This window comes from Jeotgalicoccus halotolerans, assembly GCF_003387165.1.
Lineage (GTDB): Bacteria > Bacillota > Bacilli > Staphylococcales > Salinicoccaceae > Jeotgalicoccus > Jeotgalicoccus halotolerans.
Genome location: NZ_QUMW01000009.1, coordinates 289,851 through 308,114 on the forward strand (window position 1 = coordinate 289,851; position 18,264 = coordinate 308,114).

Sequence of the window (18,264 nt, forward strand, 5' to 3'; positions counted from 1 at the left end):
ATAAATAAAGGTTATCCATATCACAAGCTTATTCATATCACTAATTTTTCTGAAAGCATTTACTTTAGCTTCGGAGTAAGTATACAATTAGGATGACTAAATTTAGAGGGGGCTTTTAATGATGTCAAAGAATGTGAAAGACAATTCTCGTCAGACATTATCGGTAAATGGTAAAGATTATACTTATTACAGCCTGCAGTCGCTTGCAGACAAAGGAATGAGCAAATCTGAAAACCTGCCGTATTCAATTCGTGTATTACTTGAATCAGTATTAAGACAGTACGATGGCAGAGTCATCAATGATGACCACATTGAAGCATTGGCAAACTGGGATAAAGGGGAGATTAAAGGTAAAGAAGTTCCGTTTAAACCTTCCCGCGTTATTCTTCAGGACTTTACAGGGGTTCCTGCGGTAGTTGACCTTGCATCACTGCGTAAAGCTATGGATGATGTCGGAGGCGACGTTCAGAAAATTAACCCGGAAGTACCGGTTGACTTAGTGATTGACCACTCGGTGCAGGTTGATGAATACGGCAGCTTAAATGCCTTGCAGAAAAACATGGATCTCGAGTTCGAGCGCAACATGGAGCGTTATGAGTTTCTGCGCTGGGCAACTAAAGCTTTTGACAACTATCAGGCTGTTCCGCCAGCGACAGGTATCGTTCACCAGGTGAACCTTGAGTACCTTGCAAATGTAGTACACTCAAGAGAAGAAGGCGGCGAACAGGTACTTTATCCGGATACATTAGTGGGTACTGACTCACACACGACAATGATCAACGGTCTCGGCGTTCTCGGCTGGGGTGTCGGCGGTATCGAAGCTGAAGCAGGTATGCTTGGACAGCCTTCATACTTCCCGGTTCCGGAAGTTATCGGTGTGAAGATGACTAACTCATTACCTGAAGGTACAACTGCAACTGACCTCGCTCTAAGAGTAACTGAAGAGCTTAGAAAGAAAGGCGTTGTCGGGAAATTCGTTGAGTTCTTTGGTAAAGGGGTAACAGAATTACCGCTTGCTGACCGCGCAACAATCGCAAACATGGCGCCTGAATACGGTGCGACTTGCGGATTCTTCGCAGTTGACGATGAAACGCTCGATTACTTAAGACTGACAGGGCGCGACAGCAACCACGTAGACGTTGTCCGCGAATACTTGAAAGAAAACAATCTCTTCTTCGATCCATCAGTTGAGCCGACTTATACTGACGTTGTTGAGCTTGATTTATCTACAGTTGAATCATCACTTGCAGGGCCAAAACGTCCTCAGGACTTAATCAACTTATCGGATATGAAAGAAGAATACAGAAAATCAGTAACAGCTGAAAGCGGCAACCACGGCCACGGCTTAACTGAAGAAGAATTCGGTAAAACAGGTACTGTAGAGTACAATGACGGCGACAAAGATGAGCTTAAAACAGGTGACCTTGTAATCGCTGCGATTACATCATGTACCAACACATCTAACCCGTACGTTATGCTTGGTGCCGGTTTAATCGCTAAAAAAGCAGTTGAAAAAGGACTGACTGTGCCGAAGTACGTTAAGACGTCACTCGCGCCAGGTTCTAAAGTTGTTACAGGCTACCTTGAAGACGCAGGTCTTCAGCCTTACCTTGACCAGCTTGGCTTCAACTTAGTTGGTTACGGCTGTACAACATGTATCGGTAACTCAGGTCCATTACGCCCTGAAGTAACGAAAACAATCGTTGATAACGATATGCTCGTATCATCTGTTTTATCAGGTAACCGTAACTTTGAAGGACGTATCCATCCGCTCGTGAAAGCGAACTACTTAGCTTCGCCTCAGCTTGTTGTGGCATACGCACTGGCAGGTACAGTAGATATCGACCTTCGCACTGAGCCGTTAGGAAAAGATAAAGACGGCAATGATGTGTACATGAAAGATATCTGGCCTTCAATCAAAGAAGTCAGAGACACAGTAATGTCTACAGTAACACCTGAATTATTCAGAAAAGAATACGAAACAGTATTCGATTCCAACGAAACCTGGAACAAAATCGAAGTTACAGATGCACCATTATACGATTTCGATGAAAACTCAACATATATCCAAAACCCGTCATTCTTCCAGAACTTATCTAAAGAAGCAGGTACAATCGAGCCGTTAAACGGTCTCCGTGTACTTGGTAAATTTGGAGACTCTGTAACGACTGACCACATTTCACCAGCAGGAGCGATCGGTAAAGATACGCCGGCAGGTAAATGGTTAATCGAGCAGGGCGTATCACCGCGCGACTTTAACTCTTACGGTTCACGGCGCGGTAACCACGAAGTCATGGTGCGCGGTACATTTGCCAACATCCGTATCCGCAACCTGATTGCGCCGGGTACAGAAGGCGGCTATACAACTTACTGGCCGACAGGCGACGTAATGAGCATTTACGAAGCATCGCAGAAATACCAGGAAGACGGCACAGGTCTGATGGTTGTAGCCGGTGACGACTACGGTATGGGCTCAAGCCGTGACTGGGCAGCCAAAGGAACGAACCTCCTTGGCGTTAAAGCAGTCCTTGCTGCGAGCTACGAACGTATCCACCGTTCAAACTTAGTAATGATGGGTGTTCTGCCATTACAATTTGTTAACGGTGAAAACGCTGAAGACCACGGACTTGACGGTTCTGAAAGCTTCGATATCAATATCGATGAAAGTGTGACAGCAGGAGAAGTCATCGACGTTCTTGCAACGAAAGAAAACGGCGAACAAGTCACTTTCCAGGCTAAAGTACGCTTTGACTCCGAAGTAGAAGCAGACTACTACAGACACGGCGGCATTCTGCAGCTGGTTCTCCGCAACAAGATTGCATCTGCTTAAGCAGAATTTAAAACAGATTTGAAAAATCCATCAAAGCACTGCTTTGATGGATTTATATTTTAAGGAACAGAAACAAAATCAAACATCCAGGCCCAACAAAAAAACGACCTGAAAGTCTAAACCAGACTTCAGGCCGTTTCTCTTAGGTTACCAATTACATAAATGTAATTTTCGGTTCGGTGCCTTCTTTAATGCGTTTCATATTGGAAATATGTTTTACAATTACGATAATCCCAAGTATAATTCCAAAGCCGATCATAAACAGATCACCTGTAAACAGGACGCTGATCAAGAGAGCAACTGCTGCAAGTACACTGCCGAGGGATACGTATTTCGATAATTTCAAAGTGATTAAAAATGCCGCCAGTACTACAAGAAAGATAATTGGCGCAGCGGCTAAAATGGCACCGCCGCCTGTTGCGACTGCTTTGCCGCCTTTGAATTTTAAAAATATCGAATAGACGTGACCGATGGCCGCGACAACCCCGAAAATAACAACGGGGAAATCGACATCAGTACTGACCAGCATAGCAACCCATACAGGAATCGCTCCTTTTAAGAGGTCGAGTACCAGTACAACGATACCGGCTTTTTTTCCGAGAATACGAAAGGTATTCGTCGTGCCGACGTTGCCGCTCCCGTGTTCGCGCAGGTCAATATTGTAAAACGTTTTGCTGATAATCAGGCTGAATGGAATAGAGCCGAAAAGGTAGCTGAAAATTAATAATAAAATAACTGTATACACTAAATAATCCCCTTTTGCTATCAGGTACTAATAGTTTACCATAAAAATTTATATTCGCACATATTTATATAAGGTAGTCTATAATAATATTATGTAAACTTAATAGATTTTGTTGCAAAAATGCAGGTTTTATATAAAAATAGATAAGTAGATTAATTTAACGAACATACGTTTGTATTGTTTGTAGGAGGATACAGACTTGGCTAAACAAACTGGATATACTGATGAGTCCATTCAAATACTAGAAGGTCTGGATGCTGTAAGAAAGCGTCCGGGCATGTATATCGGTTCAACGGATACGAGAGGTCTGCATCACCTCGTATATGAAATTACCGATAATGCGGTTGATGAGATTATTAACGGCCACGGGAACGAAATCAGCATTACGATTAACAAAGATGAAAGTATTACGATCCGCGATAACGGCCGCGGGCTGCCGACAGGCATGCACTCGTCGGGACGCCCGACAGCGGAAGTTATTTTTACAGTGCTGCACGCGGGCGGCAAGTTCAGCTCGGATAACTACAAATCCGCAGGCGGACTGCACGGCGTTGGATCTTCTGTCGTGAACGCTTTGAGCGAATCGCTAAAAATAAGAGTCTTCCGCAATGGCAAGATTCATGAAATATCATTTAAAGACGGCGGCAAGGTCGATACACCGATGAAGGAAACCGGCAAGACGAAAGAGACGGGGACAGAAGTTACCTTTAAACCGGATCCTGAAATCTTTAAGCAGACGATTGCCTTTAACTTTGAAACGATCGCTGAGCGCATGCGCGAGTCTGCTTTCTTAACGAAAGGCTTAAAAATTACGATTAACGATAAACGGACAGATGAAGAGGAAGTTTTCGAATTCGAAGACGGGCTGAAATCATTCATTGAATTCTTAAATGAGGGCAAGGATGATATCGGCAATATCGTCATGTTCGAAGGGACCTATAATGAAATGATCGCCGAAGTCGCTTTCCAGTTTAATGACCAGTATTCGGAAACGATTATTTCATTCGTCAACAACGTCCGCACTAAAGACGGCGGCACCCACGAAGTCGGCTTTAAAACCGGCTTCACCCGCGCCTTTAACGAGTACGCGCGTAAAATCGGCGAACTGAAAGCAAAAGATAAGAACTTAGAAGGCAGCGATATCCGGGAAGGACTGACTGCAGTCATTTCCATCAAGCTTCCTGAACACTTGCTCCAGTTCGAAGGCCAGACTAAAGGCAAGCTCGGTACATCGGAAGCCCGCAATTTAATGGAAACTCTCTTAACGGAACAGCTGCCGTATTATTTAGAAGAAAATGGCGCCTTATCCACCCAGCTCGTTAAAAAAGCCATTAAAGCGCGCCAGGTGCGGGAAGCTGCCCGGAAAGCGCGTGAAGAAGCGCGGAACGGCAAGAAAAATAAATCGAGAGATACACTTTTGTCGGGTAAACTGACACCGGCACAGAGCAAGAATGCGAAGAAAAATGAACTCTTCTTAGTCGAAGGGGACTCCGCCGGCGGTTCGGCTAAGCAGGGACGCGACAGACGTTTCCAGGCCATCCTGCCGCTCCGGGGTAAAGTCATCAATACTGAAAAAGCAAAGTTCGAAGATATTTTTAAAAACGAAGAAATCAATACGATTATTCATACGATCGGCGCCGGTGTCGGCACAGACTTTAAAGTCGATGATACCAACTATGATAAAATTATTATTATGACCGATGCGGATACGGACGGGGCGCACATTCAAGTGCTGCTCTTAACGTTCTTCTTTAACTACATGCGTCCGCTCTTTGAAGCAGGCAAGATTTATATTGCACTGCCGCCGCTCTTTAAACTCGAGAAAAAAGGCAAGAAAAAAGAAGTGAAGTATGTCTGGACTGAAGATGAACTTGAAGCGGCCCAGGAAGAAATGGGATCTGCCGAACTGCAGCGCTACAAAGGTCTCGGTGAAATGATGGCCGAGCAGCTGTGGGAAACGACGATGAATCCGGAAACGCGGACGCTGATCCAGGTCCGCATTGAAGACGAAGCATTATCGCTGAAACGTGTGACGACGCTGATGGGTGACAACGTTGAAATCCGGCGTAAATGGATCGATTCAAACGTGTCCTTTACGCTGGAAGAAGGCAACAGCATTCTTGATAATCAGGATGTAGAAAAATTAGCAGAGAGTGATGAAGATTATGGCCGAGCATAACCCCTTGCAGCAATTAAAATTAGAAGATGTAATCGGAGACCGCTTTGGAAGATACAGTAAGTATGTCATTCAGGACCGTGCAATACCGGACGTGCGTGACGGACTGAAACCCGTCCAGCGCCGTATTTTATACGCCATGTATAAAGAGGGAAATACTTTCGATAAAAACTACCGTAAAAGTGCCAAAACTGTCGGTAATGTCATCGGTAACTATCACCCGCACGGCGAGAGCAGTATATACGATGCCATGGTCCGCCTCGGGCAGGACTGGAAAATGCGTGAAGAACTCATTTTAATCCACGGCAACAAAGGGAGCGTCGACGGCGACCCTGCAGCTGCCATGCGTTATACGGAAGCAAAACTCGCTGAAATCTCCAGCGAGCTCTTAAGAGATCTCAATAAAAATACAGTGCCGTTTATGGACAACTTTGATGATACAGAAAAAGAACCGTCCGTCCTGCCGGCAAAATACCCGAACCTGCTGGTGAACGGGGCAACGGGAATTTCTGCAGGTTACGCGACGGATATTCCGCCGCATAACTTAGGCGAAGTCATCGATGCCACATTAAAAGTTATCGATAAGCCGGCAGTGTCCATCGATGAACTCCTTGAAATAGTCAAAGGTCCGGATTTCCCGACCGGCGGGATTATCCAGGGTAAGAAAGAACTTAAAAAAGCATATACAACGGGCCGCGGACGCGTTGTTGTCCGGAGTCTAGTCTCTAAAGAAGAAACGAGAGGCAACAAGGTCAACATCGTCATCACAGAAATACCGTATGAAGTCAACAAGGCGAATATGGTTAAAAAGATGGACGAAATCCGTGCCGACAGACAGGTTGACGGTATTATCGAAGTCCGTGACGAAACGGACCGGGAAGGTTTAAGAATTGTGATCGAAGCGCGGAAGGACGCGAATATCGATGCCATTATTAACTACCTGTATAAGAAAACCGACCTGCAGATTTCCTATAACTTCAATATGGTGGCAATCAGCGACCGGGCACCGAAGCAGATGGGGCTGAAAGACATACTGGAAGCCTATATCAAGCACCAGAAAATTGTGGTGACCAACCGGTCGCAGTATGATCTGGAACATGCCGAAAAACGCATGCACATTATCGAAGGACTGATTAAAGCTTTATCTATCCTCGATGAAGTGATCCGCACCATCAGAGAATCAGAAAACAAACGGAACGCCAAGGAAAATCTTGTGGAGCGCTACGATTTCACCGAGCGTCAGGCTGAAGCGATTGTCATGCTCCAGCTGTACCGTCTGACGAATACGGATATCGTGGAGCTTGAAACAGAACAGAGCGAGCTTGAGTACCAGATTAATCAGCTGACTGAAATTTTAAATGACGAGAAAAAGCTGAAAAAGGTTATAAAAGCAGAACTTAGGGAAATTAAGAAAAAGTATGCTTCTGAACGGCTGACTTCAATCGAAGATGAAATCGAAACGATTGAAATCTCGAAAGAACAGCTGATTGCGAAAGAAGATACAGTCGTTTCCCTGACAAAAGAAGGTTACGTCAAACGCACGAGCCTTCGGAGCTACAACGCCTCGAGTCCTGATGAACTCGGCATGCGTGAAGGAGACAAAACACTCTTCAGCGCTATGTCTCATACATTAGAACAGCTGCTCGTCTTTACGAACTACGGCAACTATATGATTATGCCGGTTCACGGCCTGCAGGATATTAAATGGAAAGATATGGGGCAGCATTTATCGTCCCGCTTTAATTTAAAGCATGGAGAAGAGCCGATTTTTGCAACGACAGTCGAGAAATTCGACGAAAACATCAGTGTCGTGACGGCGACTAAAGACGGCCAGGTCAAACAGACTCATCTCAGCGAATTTGAAGCGACGCGTATTTCACGGCCGATTGTTAATATTAAGCTTAAAAATGATGACGAAGTCATCGGCATCTCTATGACAGAAACAGGCAGTGAATCCTTGCTCTTCGTCACAGAAAAAGGATTAACGCTTAAATATCCTGTGTCTGAAGTATCACCGACAGGCTTGAAGTCGCAAGGTGTGAAAGCGATGAATGTTAAAGCGGATGATAAATTAGTCTTCGGAGAACTTATTCCCAAAGAAGGCAATCTCGTTACGGTATCGAATAGAGGTGCGGTCAAACGCACGAGTCTTGATATTTTCGAAACGGGTGCAAGAGCCCAGGTCGGTTCCATGCTGTATAAAGATATTAAGTCAAAACCTCACAGAATTGTCGCAGCGTCAGTCACAGCTTTGGGCAAAGACCAGACAATCGAAATTGTGTCGGAAACGAATACTCACACACTGCGTGCCAATGAAGTGCGTCTCAGCGGAAAATATTCCAACGGCTCTTTTGTCGTTGAAGAAGAAACTTTCGGTGCGGTAACAGGTGCACACTTCAGCGCATTATAATTACAAAAAATATGCAGGATAGGTGAAGCAGATGGAACAAGCATTCAATGTTTTTGAAAGTGCGGTAAATTTCGCTAATGATTTACTGTGGCAGGAAATATTAATCGGCCTCTTAATTATTGCCGGTTTATATTTCTCGGTCACTTCAAAATTCGTTCAGTTCCGCTGGCTGAAGATTATGTTTTCTTCCCTCGGAGAAAAACGGGCGAAAATGCCGGATGGTTCGAAAGGAATTTCATCTTTCCAGGCGTTTACAATCAGTGCCGCCCAGCGTATCGGTACAGCGAATATCGCAGGGGTGGCGACGGCCATCGTCGTCGGCGGACCGGGTGCGGTCTTCTGGATGTGGATTGTGGCACTTTTAGGTGCGGGGACGGCCTTCTTTGAAGCGACGCTCGCCCAGGTGTATAAGGTGCGCGATAAAGAATCGGGCTTCCGCGGCGGACCTGCCTACTACATGACGAAAGGCCTCAACCAAAAAGGCATCGGCTACCTCTTTGCGGTACTGATGACGATTACATTTGGTATTGTTTTCGTTATGCTGCAGTCGAATACAATTGCCAATGCATATGATGAAGCCTTCGGAGTGAATACGACAATCAGCGGTGTTATTGTTGCGATCCTTGTCGGCCTGGTCATTTTCGGCGGCGCGAAATCAATTGCTAATGTTGCAACAGCCATCGTTCCGGTTATGGCCGCCTTATACTTAATATTGGTGACAGCAATATTAGTTATGAACTACGATATGATTCTTCCGATGCTGCAGACGATTGTGAAGAATGCCTTCGGACTTGAAGAAGTATTCGGCGGTGCGATTGGTGCTGCCATTATTAATGGTTTCCAGCGAGGACTGTTATCGAATGAAGCGGGTATGGGATCTGCTCCGAACGCCGCAGCGTCAGCTGCCGTCCGTCACCCGGTCCAGCAGGGACTGATTCAGTCGCTCGGAGTATATTTTGATACGATTATCGTGTGTACAGCAACGGCGATTGTGATTCTTATGTATACAGACTTAAGCTTCGGTGCGGACGCGCCGCAGGGCATTGCAGTCACCCAGGCAGCTATGGATCAGCAGTTCTTCGGCTTCGGCGGAACGATTATTGCAGTCTTTATATTGCTGTTTGCCTTTTCAACAATACTCGGCAACTATTTCTATGCCCAGAGTAACTTAAGTTTTATCGTGGATAACAAAACAGTCACCTTTGTCTTCAGAGCAATTGTCGTCATTATGACAGTAGTCGGTGCCGTACTCGGCGTTCAGCTGGTATGGACCCTGGCCGACCTCTTTATGGCCTTCCTTGCGATTATCAACTTGATGATGGTTGTGGCGCTCAGTCCGCTGGTGTTTGAGCTGATGAGAGATTATAAGGCGCAAAAAGACCGAGGAGAATCTCCGATTTTCTATGCGAAAAATATCACTTACAAATTGCCGGATGACAATGAGTGGGGCGATGAGGACTACCGTAAGGACGACCCTGAAGACTATAATAAGTAAATACATGACATAAATCCTGACTGTAAATAAAAGACTGTCCCGGGCGTATTAGTGCACCCGGGACAGTCTTTTATATTATTATTTAACTTTTAGGCTTAATCATCTTACTCTCAAATATGTTCAGATTTTCAATTTTACCAATTATGACGAGAACATCGTTCTCCAGAATGTTCATCTGGGGATCTGGCGGAACGATGACTTCTTTATTACGCTTAATCGCAATAACATTTAAGCCGAATTTTTCACGTATATCAATATTAATCAGTGGAGAGTTAATGAATCGTTCATTGGCATCATATTCCACTATGGCAGTATCATCTGATATTTCCATATAGTCGACAAGGGACATATTAACCAGCTGATTGGCGAGACGTATGCCCATTTCTGTTTCCGGGTGCAGGACATTGTCTGCGCCGACTTTCTTCAGCATCTTGCCGTGGTGATTACTTTGAGCTTTGGCAGTAATGCTTTCGACACCTAATTCTTTTAAAATCAAAGTACAAAGAATGCTGGTTTGTATATCTTCGCCAATCGCAATAATGACTTCATCATAATGTTCGATACCGATAGTTTTAAGCATATTCTCATCAGTGGCGCTGCCGACGATACATTCAACAGCGTAGTCTTCATAGTGCTTGACCTTACTTTCGGATATATCTATTACAGTGACATCTGCTGAGAGCTTATGTAATTGTTTTACTGCACTGCCTCCAAATTGCCCGAGACCAATGACTGCAATTTCTTTAGTCATACTGTTCACCTGATCATCTTAAGATTTGTAGTATCATTTTTTGATTCTTCTATATTATCCAGTATAACTTTTTCTTCATAAAGAATGAAATGTTCCGGATAGTAGAAGCACACCTGTTTGATGTGTCAGACAGATAAATAGTACTTTAATGTTATTGCCGGCACTTTAATTGCGGTATAAAATTAAGTTGTGGTAAGGTATCTATTATGTCTAAGCATAGAAGGATGCACTTATGGAACTTTGGGACTTATATGATAAACACAGGACACTCACAAATCAGACGATGACCCGGGGCGATGCCATGCTTAAAGATACTTATCATCTCGTCATTCATGTGGTCATCTTTAACAGTAAAAACCAGATGCTGATTCAAAAACGTCAGGGCAATAAAATTGGTGCACCGGATATGTGGGATATCTCTGCAGGCGGGAGTGTCACTGCTGGTGAAACGAGCCAGCAGGGGGCGATGCGGGAAACCGAAGAAGAACTGGGACTCATTATAGATTTACATAACCAGCGGCCGCATTTATCGATTACCTTTGAACGGGGCTATGATGATATCTACATCGTGAACCGAGAAGCGGACCTCGAAACACTGGCAGTGCCGAACGAGGAAGTGTCGGACGCAGCCTGGGCATCAATTGAAGAAATATATCAGATGATCGATGACAAAGCATTTATCTCTTACAGGAAAAGCCTGATTCAGCTGCTATTTCATATGAGATATCAATACGGTGCAGTAAAAAGAGATTAATATAAAGAATTTAATAGAGGAGAGATTACATGACCAAGTGTGCAAGCTGCAATAAGCAGTGGACCGGCATGTTATTATTTAAAGCACATTTTGCTTCGGAGAATGGGGTCGCGTGTGATTACTGTCATGAAAAGCAGTATGTTTCTGAGAAATCGAAAAAACGGATGATTATTCCGCTCTTGCTCGTGACGGCTATGCTGATGATTGGATTATTTGCACCGCCATCTATTACCCAGTACTTCTGGGTGTATATTACGATTACAGCGGTGACGATTATCTTTATGTACGTGAGTCTGGAACTGACGAATGTGCCGCCTGACAAAGAGAAGAAATAAAATCAAAATAACAGGGACAGATTTTCAAATGTCCCTGTTATTTTTCTGAATTATTGATATACTTCTGTAATACATAAAAAGAAGAAGGTTTAATATATGTCCAATCAACTGCGAATCGGCTCGAGTATTTACATCAATTACATATTACTGGGCATGATCAATTTAATTATTGCACTCCATATGGGGTTTTTAACAGAACAGCTGAATACAGATGCAGCGGCAATATCGGCTTTAATATCTGCGATCGGAATCGGAAAGCTGATTGCCTTAACGTTTGCGGGGAAGCTGTCGGATAATCTCGGACGGCGTCCGATGCTGATTACAGCGTGTTTTCTCTATGTGGTTTTCCTCGTTGCGATTCCGTTTGCACCGACGTACACTATTGCATTTATGTTTGCGCTCCTCGCTGGGATGGGGAACTCCATCTTAGACACGAGTTCGTATCCGGCACTGATAGAGGTATTTAGAAAGCGTTCGAGTTCGGCAACGGTACTGGTTAAAGCATTTATGTCGGTAGGCTCGACAATCCTGCCTTTAATGATTACATTCTTTATGGCGCGTGATATGTTTTACGGCTACACCTTCTTTATCATGGCGGGTATTTTCTTAATTAATGCCCTGCATTTAATGACGCTGAAGTTCCCGGAAGCAAATAGGCTTGAGGAACCTAAAGAAGAAACCAAACAAGATAAAAAACCGATCAAACGGTTAATCTTCAAAGAAAAACCGAAGTTTCTGCGCGAAGGCATTACAGTCATTGCGATCGGTTTTACGTCGGTGGGACTGTTTTTAATTATCCAGACCTGGCTTGCGACCTATGCTGAAGAAGTGGTCGGTCTGCCGGAAGCACAGGCGATTAATCTTCTCAGTGTTTACAGTTTCGGCGGCTTTGCAACGGTTATTATTTTAGCGACCCTGCTGGATAGACTGTTCAGACCGATTACGGCTTTAATTATCTACCCGTTAATTGCGATAGCAGCCCTCACGACACTGCTCTTTGTTGAAAGCTATACAATACTAATCATCATTGCGTTTATACTGGGTATGGCAACATCGGGACTCTTCCAGCTGGCAGTGACCCTGATGGCGCAGTTCTTCCCGGAGAAAAAGGGAACGAGCACGGCCTTTGTGACCTTGTCATCGAGTATCGGTTTTATTACACTGCCTTATGTAACAGGACTGATTAATCGTCATATCGGAGTGTCGTATGTATTTATGTTTGAAATTATTATCGCGCTAATTGCGGTTGTACTCGCAGCATTCATATCCTACCGCTATCGTAAGGTGTTTGATCTGGAAGTCAGAAAACCGGTAATGTGGAGAAATCCGTAAACAGGTGTAAGAGAAGAGGACATACAGTGGCAAAGTTATTTAATATCGTATTATTTATTTTAGGAATTTCATCGCTGATAAATGGGTTTTCTCATTTACCATCGAATATCCTGCTTGCATCAGTGAATCTAATCGCTGCTGTAATCTTACTGTATGTAAGCATCAAGATGTTTAAGGCAGGAAAAGAAGTGGACTCAGGTAAATCGAGTAAAACAAAATAATGAAATTAAAGAAACTCCCGAAACATTGATACAGCAATGTTTCGGGAGTTTTCATATATTAGAACAATCCTTTAAAGAATTCTACAATTCTGTCCCAGAAACTTCTAAGTGAATCCATGAAGGAAGAAGCTTCTTCTGAGTTAACAATATCCCGCCCAAGTTCTGTTGCTTTGTCTTTAGCATCCTGGAAGCTGTCGCTTGAGGTAATTTTGTCAAGTAAGTCTTTTGAACTGTTGACCAGTCTGTCTGCTTCCTCGCCGGTAAATAATCCGGAGTCTTTAATGTTCATAATAATCACGATAATCCGGTTAATCTGATCTTGCGATAATATTCCGTCTAGACCGTTTTCTGCTAATTTCTCATCGACGATATCTCTGACCTGATCTTCAGTAACGTCGCCGTTGAAGTTATTGACAATTTCAACTTTAACTTCAGTAATCACTTTGTTCAGCTGAACTTGTGAGAATCCTTCAACATTTGAGTTTTCTTCAGAGATGTCTGAAATGGTTTCGAGTTCATCCTGGGCATTCCGTGTTTTTTCAGGGTCAATCTCTTGACCTTGTGCTTCGAATGCCTTGTAGACACCGGCTAAGGCACTTTCGCCTGTAACGTCCTCGGCTGCTGCGATAGTGACGTCAGCATCTGTAATGCCTGAAGTGAGCAGGGCATTCTGGTAGGTTTCTTCAGAGATTAAAAGAATCTGACCCATGTCTTCATTAATATCAATATTTAAACCGTCACCTTCAGATGTTTGTATAATACGGATACTGGATTTCAGTACACTGTTATCGTAGTTCTGATTGATGTATTGATTAACGTCTTCTGAGTAAACGTAATCGACGATATCGGTATCTTCAACACCGAGTAAGTTTGCTGTTTCATTTTGAAGATTTGAATCCTGTTCCAACGCGGCACCGTAGACGGTCACTGCATTATCCCATTCACTTGCTGCGTTGGCATTTAGGGCACCGAATGGAAGCATTGCAGCGATTAATGCGAATGCAAGTAATTTTCTAAACATAGTGTAAACTCCTAACTGATTTTTTCTTATAATACTATAAATATAGTATCGTTTCTATTTTAAATAATATTTATTAAAAGATGGTTAAAGAAAGATATGAATACTGCTATGTATTTATAAATGAATTATTTGAAATTAATGTATTATATAATATATTTTAAATTTTCAAATTTTTCCTTGAATGGAATTTGTAAAATGATACACTATGGTTACTTTGGAAAATAAATTGGTATTATTCTAGAAGTAATTTCTGTAAATGATATGGAGGTTTAATTATGGCAGACGAAAAACAGTTTTCACGAAGAGATTTTTTAAAAGTTTCTGGAAGCGCTACCGGAGGAATGATTGCTGGCTCTGTGTTAGGCGGGGTAGTAACAAATTCATTTTTAGATGGAAAAAATAACAGGGAACAGAGTAATGAAGAAGATGTTAAAAATGACAATACATCAGCAGATAGTAAAGACTACACAGAAGCAAGAATGTTTTTTACAAGATTTGAAGATTTTCAAGTGTTAGAACAAGCGACAGAAATGATTTACCCGGAAGATGATAATGGCCCTGGAGCTATTGAACTTGGTGTACCTTATTTTATTGATAAGCAGTTGGCAGGGCAATGGGGAGACAATTCAAATGACTACAGGCAAGGACCATTTACGAACAAATCTGTAGATGAAAGTAGTTTAACGCGTGGCCAAATGTTTTTGCTTGGTATAAGAAGAATTAATGAATACAGTAATGAAAAATATAATGAAGAATTCATTGATACAGAAGATGATAATAAAGTTAAAATCCTTCAAGATTTTGAAAAAGATAACGTGGAGATGTCTGTTATAAAATCAAGTATATTTTTTGAGTTATTGAGAAAAGCGACTTTTGAAGGTGCTTATGCAGACCCATTATATGGCGGAAATAGAAATATGGAAGGCTGGAAAATGAAAGAGTATCCTGGCCCTGTAATGAGTTATGAAGATATGATTGAAGAAAGTGAATTTATATTAAAAGAACCTATCAGCTTAACTGACTACCAACAAAAATAGGGGGAGTATATATTGGCAAAAGAATTAGACAAAGTGGACGTGGTAATTGTAGGCTCTGGCTGGGCTGGAGGAATTACTGCTGCAGAATTATCAAAGGAAGATTACAACATTGTTATGCTGGAAAGAGGAAAATCGCAAAAAAGAACAGATTTTGTCGGATCTAAAGATGAACTTAAATATTCCCGCAGAAAGAAAATGTTTCAAGACTTATCAAAAGAATCTTTAACAATAAGGAACACCTTGGATGAAACAGCAACTCCGCACAGAAGTAACGAAATGAATTCAATTAATGGTACAGACACAGGCGGTTCAGGTATGCACTGGAACGGCATGGTTTACAGATGGCTGCCGACAGACTTTGAAATTAGAAGTAAATTGGAAGAAAAATACGGTAATGAGATATTTCCGGAGTATAGTTCTGCACAAGACTGGGGTATTACATACGATGAATTAGATGAATACTATAACAAATTTGAAGAAACAACCGGGATTTCAGGGGAACCAGATCCATTACGACCGGAAAGAACGATGGACTATCCTACACCGCCTTTAAAAGATACTGAAATTACAAGGTTGTTTAAAAGTACAACTAAAGAGATGGGATATCATCCTTACCAAATTCCATCTGCAAATTTATCAGAAACTTATAAGAACCTGGATGGCGAACAGATTAATCAATGTATGTATTGTGCTTTTTGCGAGCAGTATGGATGTGACTTTGGAGCAAAAGCAGACCCGCTGGTGACAGTGCTTGCAACAGCACAAAAAAGTGATAATTTCACTTTAAAAAATGATTCATATGTGACCCGTGTCTTACATAAGAATGGTAAAGCAACTGGTGTTAAATATGTAGATATGTTATCCGGGGAAGAATATGAACAGCCTGCAGATTTAGTAGTAGTAGCGGGTTATACTTTTACCAATACTCGTTTAATGCTGCTATCTGATATTGGAGAAAAATATGATCCTGAAACAGGTGAAGGTGTGATAGGGAAAAATATTACCGCTCATACTGTCAATTTAACCCATACTAGAGTCAGAGGATTTTTCGATGATAAGAAGTTTAATCGCTATGCCGGTGCTGGGGCATTAGGTGCAACAATGGATGATTTTAACTTGGAACAGCTTGATTTTAACGAAGTTGATTTTCTGCATGGGTTTTTAATTCGTGCAACTCAACTAGGGGACAGACCTATTTCAAATAACTTTGTGCCTGATGACTTGGAACTATCTGATTGGGGTCCGGAGTTTAAAGACAAATCTTTATTTTATACAAACAGAAGGATCGATATGCAGCAGCAAAATGGAGTTCTGCCACAGAAAGAAAATTATATGGACTTAGACCCAAACTATACAGACGTTTTTGGAGATCCGTTACTGCGTGTGACTTATAAATTTAGTGATATTGATAGAAACATTGTAAAATATGCTCATCAGCAGTCCAAAGAAATCTTAGAGAAAATGGGAGCAGATTATATTAATGTTCCTGAAATAGATGATTCGGTAGAGTTTGGTAAAAACTCACTATCTGACCATACCGGCGGCGGTGTGATAATGGGAGATGATCCTGCTACTTCTGCAGTCAATACCTATTCTCAAATGTGGGATATGGAAAATCTTTTTGTGGTGGGAGCTTCTTCTTTCCCGCTGCATTCAAGTTCAAATCCTACAGGAACAGTGGGTGCTTTAGCCTATAGAGCAGCTGAAGGGATGAAAGAGTATATGAAGAATAATAAAGTATTAGAAAAAGCAGATTAAATATGAAAATATAATTTTGTGATAAATTCACTTTGGGATTATAGGAGATTTATTTCTGCGGAGTGAATTACTTTCAGTAGTTGTATTCAAGAGGACAAAGAAAATATTAATAAAGGCTCCGTTAAATTTACGTGCAAAGAAAAGACTGGAATATTATTCCAGTCTTTTCTAATTATCTCTATAAATATATACAACATCTCCTGACTTGTAGTATCAATATAACAAGTATGCTGGAGAAGTCACAGATTATATGAGATCGGCATTATATATTACAGCTTTTACTTTATAAAAAATCCAGGAAAGCGTACAATAAATGCTTAAGAAATAATTAGGGGCATCGCAATGGACAAAGAGACGATGAGACGGACTGATAAAGAAGAATACAGTACTGTCACAAAAACTAGAGTAAGAAAAAGAGGCTTTATAATTTTAGGGATTTTTGCGCTGTTTGCAATTATACTTTTATATATTTTTTTCAGTTTTAGATCTGGATTGAATATTGCAAAAGAAAATGGTGTAGAGAACACCGGTGAAGAATTTAATCCAATAGATAATCATGATGGTAAAAAAACGATAATGATTATTGGTAAAGACCGGATGGACGAAGGTGCAGAGCGTACCGATGTCATTATGCTTGGCCAGTATGACTATATGCAGAAGGAAATGAAACTGGTCTCTGTAATGAGAGATATTTACGTAGATATACCTGGTTATCAGAGTTATAAAATTAATGCGGTATACTCGCTCGGCGGAGTGGAATTACTCCGTGAAGTGATGGCACATAATTTTGATATTAATGTAGAAGAATACGTAACGGTGGATTACGACGCCTTTATGGAAACGGTGAATGTCGTCAATCCAAATGGTGTCACTATAGATGTAGAGAAAGATATGTCCGAAAAAATCGATACTGAACTGAAGCAGGGTGAACAACAGCTGAATGGTAAAGACCTCCTTGGCTACGCACGTTTCCGGAACGATGAAGAAGGCGACTTCGGCCGGGTGAGACGCCAGCAGCAGGTGCTCAGTGCAATTCAGGACGAAATTATCAGTGTCGACGGAATTGTTAAGCTGCCTAAGATACTTGGAACAGGCATGGGATATGTTGATACCTCAATGTCAAATAAAGAAATGTACCGGATGATTATGAGCTTTATGATCAGAGGGGATAAGGATATCGACACGATGACACTGCCTCTGGATAACACCTATCAGTTTATGGATACAAGTCATGCCGGTAACGTAATTGATATGGATTTTGAAACGAACAGTACAGCCTTGAAAGATTTCTTGAATAAAAGTGCTCGTAAAGAAAACGAAGAATCTTCTGAAAGCAGTATTGATGAAAATATGTAAAATGAGATAATACAGCTATTAAAGTTATTACGACTTTGGCAGC

14 protein-coding genes are annotated in these 18,264 nt (G+C 42.0%); 11 read left to right on the forward strand and 3 right to left on the reverse strand.

What is annotated here, in order from left to right; all coding sequences use genetic code 11:
- The first annotated feature begins 121 nt into the window (after positions 1-121).
- Positions 122-2,830 (forward strand): aconitate hydratase AcnA, encoded by a 2,709-nt coding sequence (gene acnA, locus DFR63_RS02705; protein ID WP_115884732.1) that lies wholly within the window; start codon positions 122-124, stop codon positions 2,828-2,830.
- A gap of 154 nt (positions 2,831-2,984) precedes the next feature.
- Here the strand turns inward: acnA and plsY are convergent, their stop codons facing one another.
- The gene (gene plsY / locus DFR63_RS02710; RefSeq protein WP_115884204.1) at positions 2,985-3,575 is read right to left on the reverse strand and encodes a glycerol-3-phosphate 1-O-acyltransferase PlsY; all 591 of its coding nucleotides are present in this window, start codon (positions 3,573-3,575) and stop codon (positions 2,985-2,987) included.
- Positions 3,576-3,774: 199 nt separating this feature from the next.
- On the opposite strand from plsY, the gene parE reads away from it, so the two are divergent.
- From parE to DFR63_RS02725, 3 genes are read left to right on the forward strand one after another with little or no spacing between them, the layout of a single operon-like run.
- Positions 3,775-5,754 (forward strand): DNA topoisomerase IV subunit B, encoded by a 1,980-nt coding sequence (parE, locus tag DFR63_RS02715; protein ID WP_115884205.1) that lies wholly within the window; start codon positions 3,775-3,777, stop codon positions 5,752-5,754.
- The gene (gene parC, locus DFR63_RS02720; RefSeq protein WP_115884735.1) at positions 5,741-8,161 is read left to right on the forward strand and encodes a DNA topoisomerase IV subunit A; all 2,421 of its coding nucleotides are present in this window, start codon (positions 5,741-5,743) and stop codon (positions 8,159-8,161) included. Before parE ends, parC begins: the two co-directional genes overlap by 14 nt.
- 31 nt (positions 8,162-8,192) lie before the next feature.
- Positions 8,193-9,656, forward strand: a complete 1,464-nt coding sequence (locus DFR63_RS02725) for an alanine/glycine:cation symporter family protein (protein WP_115884206.1) — start codon at positions 8,193-8,195, stop codon at positions 9,654-9,656.
- Between the two features lie 82 nt (positions 9,657-9,738).
- On the opposite strand, the gene DFR63_RS02730 is transcribed toward DFR63_RS02725, so the two are convergent.
- Positions 9,739-10,407 carry a potassium channel family protein gene (locus DFR63_RS02730; RefSeq protein ID WP_115884207.1) on the reverse strand — a complete coding sequence of 223 codons (669 nt, stop codon included), beginning with the start codon at positions 10,405-10,407 and terminating at the stop codon, positions 9,739-9,741.
- 232 nt (positions 10,408-10,639) lie between these two features.
- Between DFR63_RS02730 and DFR63_RS02735 the strand changes: the two genes are divergently transcribed.
- From DFR63_RS02735 to DFR63_RS02750, 4 genes are all read left to right on the forward strand, one after another.
- Positions 10,640-11,161, forward strand: coding sequence for an NUDIX hydrolase (locus DFR63_RS02735; protein ID WP_115884208.1), 522 nt, complete (start codon positions 10,640-10,642; stop codon positions 11,159-11,161).
- A gap of 29 nt (positions 11,162-11,190) precedes the next feature.
- Positions 11,191-11,496: a TIGR04104 family putative zinc finger protein gene (locus tag DFR63_RS02740; protein ID WP_115884209.1), complete on the forward strand. Its 306-nt coding sequence runs from the start codon at positions 11,191-11,193 to the stop codon at positions 11,494-11,496.
- 96 nt (positions 11,497-11,592) lie between these two features.
- Positions 11,593-12,828: an MFS transporter gene (locus tag DFR63_RS02745; protein ID WP_115884210.1), complete on the forward strand. Its 1,236-nt coding sequence runs from the start codon at positions 11,593-11,595 to the stop codon at positions 12,826-12,828.
- A gap of 26 nt (positions 12,829-12,854) precedes the next feature.
- The gene (locus DFR63_RS02750; protein ID WP_115884211.1) at positions 12,855-13,049 is read left to right on the forward strand and encodes a hypothetical protein; all 195 of its coding nucleotides are present in this window, start codon (positions 12,855-12,857) and stop codon (positions 13,047-13,049) included.
- 58 nt (positions 13,050-13,107) lie between these two features.
- Here DFR63_RS02750 and DFR63_RS02755 read toward each other — a convergent pair whose 3' ends face one another.
- Complete coding sequence (locus DFR63_RS02755) at positions 13,108-14,070, reverse strand: DUF1002 domain-containing protein (protein ID WP_115884212.1); 963 nt, start codon at positions 14,068-14,070, stop codon at positions 13,108-13,110.
- Between the two features lie 275 nt (positions 14,071-14,345).
- Between DFR63_RS02755 and DFR63_RS02760 the strand changes: the two genes are divergently transcribed.
- The 3 genes from DFR63_RS02760 to DFR63_RS02770 all read left to right on the forward strand — a co-directional run bounded on the left by DFR63_RS02760 (position 14,346) and on the right by DFR63_RS02770 (position 18,221).
- A complete protein-coding gene (locus DFR63_RS02760) occupies positions 14,346-15,107 on the forward strand; it encodes a gluconate 2-dehydrogenase subunit 3 family protein (protein WP_115884213.1) in 762 nt (253 codons plus the stop codon).
- A 12-nt stretch (positions 15,108-15,119) separates the two neighbouring features.
- Entirely contained in the window at positions 15,120-16,865 is a 1,746-nt protein-coding gene (locus DFR63_RS02765; protein ID WP_115884214.1) for a GMC family oxidoreductase, read from the forward strand.
- Positions 16,866-17,207: 342 nt separating this feature from the next.
- Positions 17,208-18,221: an LCP family protein gene (locus tag DFR63_RS02770; protein WP_115884215.1), complete on the forward strand. Its 1,014-nt coding sequence runs from the start codon at positions 17,208-17,210 to the stop codon at positions 18,219-18,221.
- The last annotated feature ends 43 nt before the right edge of the window (positions 18,222-18,264 follow it).

Excerpts from the sequence above, each read along its gene's own strand:
- DFR63_RS02760 (WP_115884213.1), top strand. The coding sequence starts at position 14,346 with ATGGCAGACGAAAAACAGTTTTCACGAAGAGATTTTTTAAAAGTTTCT.
- DFR63_RS02770 (WP_115884215.1), top strand. The coding sequence starts at position 17,208 with ATGGACAAAGAGACGATGAGACGGACTGATAAAGAAGAATACAGTACT.
- DFR63_RS02745 (WP_115884210.1), top strand. The coding sequence starts at position 11,593 with ATGTCCAATCAACTGCGAATCGGCTCGAGTATTTACATCAATTACATA.
- acnA (WP_115884732.1), top strand. The coding sequence starts at position 122 with ATGTCAAAGAATGTGAAAGACAATTCTCGTCAGACATTATCGGTAAAT.
- DFR63_RS02725 (WP_115884206.1), top strand. The coding sequence starts at position 8,193 with ATGGAACAAGCATTCAATGTTTTTGAAAGTGCGGTAAATTTCGCTAAT.
- parC (WP_115884735.1), top strand. The coding sequence starts at position 5,741 with ATGGCCGAGCATAACCCCTTGCAGCAATTAAAATTAGAAGATGTAATC.
- DFR63_RS02730 (WP_115884207.1), bottom strand. The coding sequence starts at position 10,407 with ATGACTAAAGAAATTGCAGTCATTGGTCTCGGGCAATTTGGAGGCAGT.
- DFR63_RS02755 (WP_115884212.1), bottom strand. The coding sequence starts at position 14,070 with ATGTTTAGAAAATTACTTGCATTCGCATTAATCGCTGCAATGCTTCCA.
- DFR63_RS02735 (WP_115884208.1), top strand. The coding sequence starts at position 10,640 with ATGGAACTTTGGGACTTATATGATAAACACAGGACACTCACAAATCAG.
- DFR63_RS02740 (WP_115884209.1), top strand. The coding sequence starts at position 11,191 with ATGACCAAGTGTGCAAGCTGCAATAAGCAGTGGACCGGCATGTTATTA.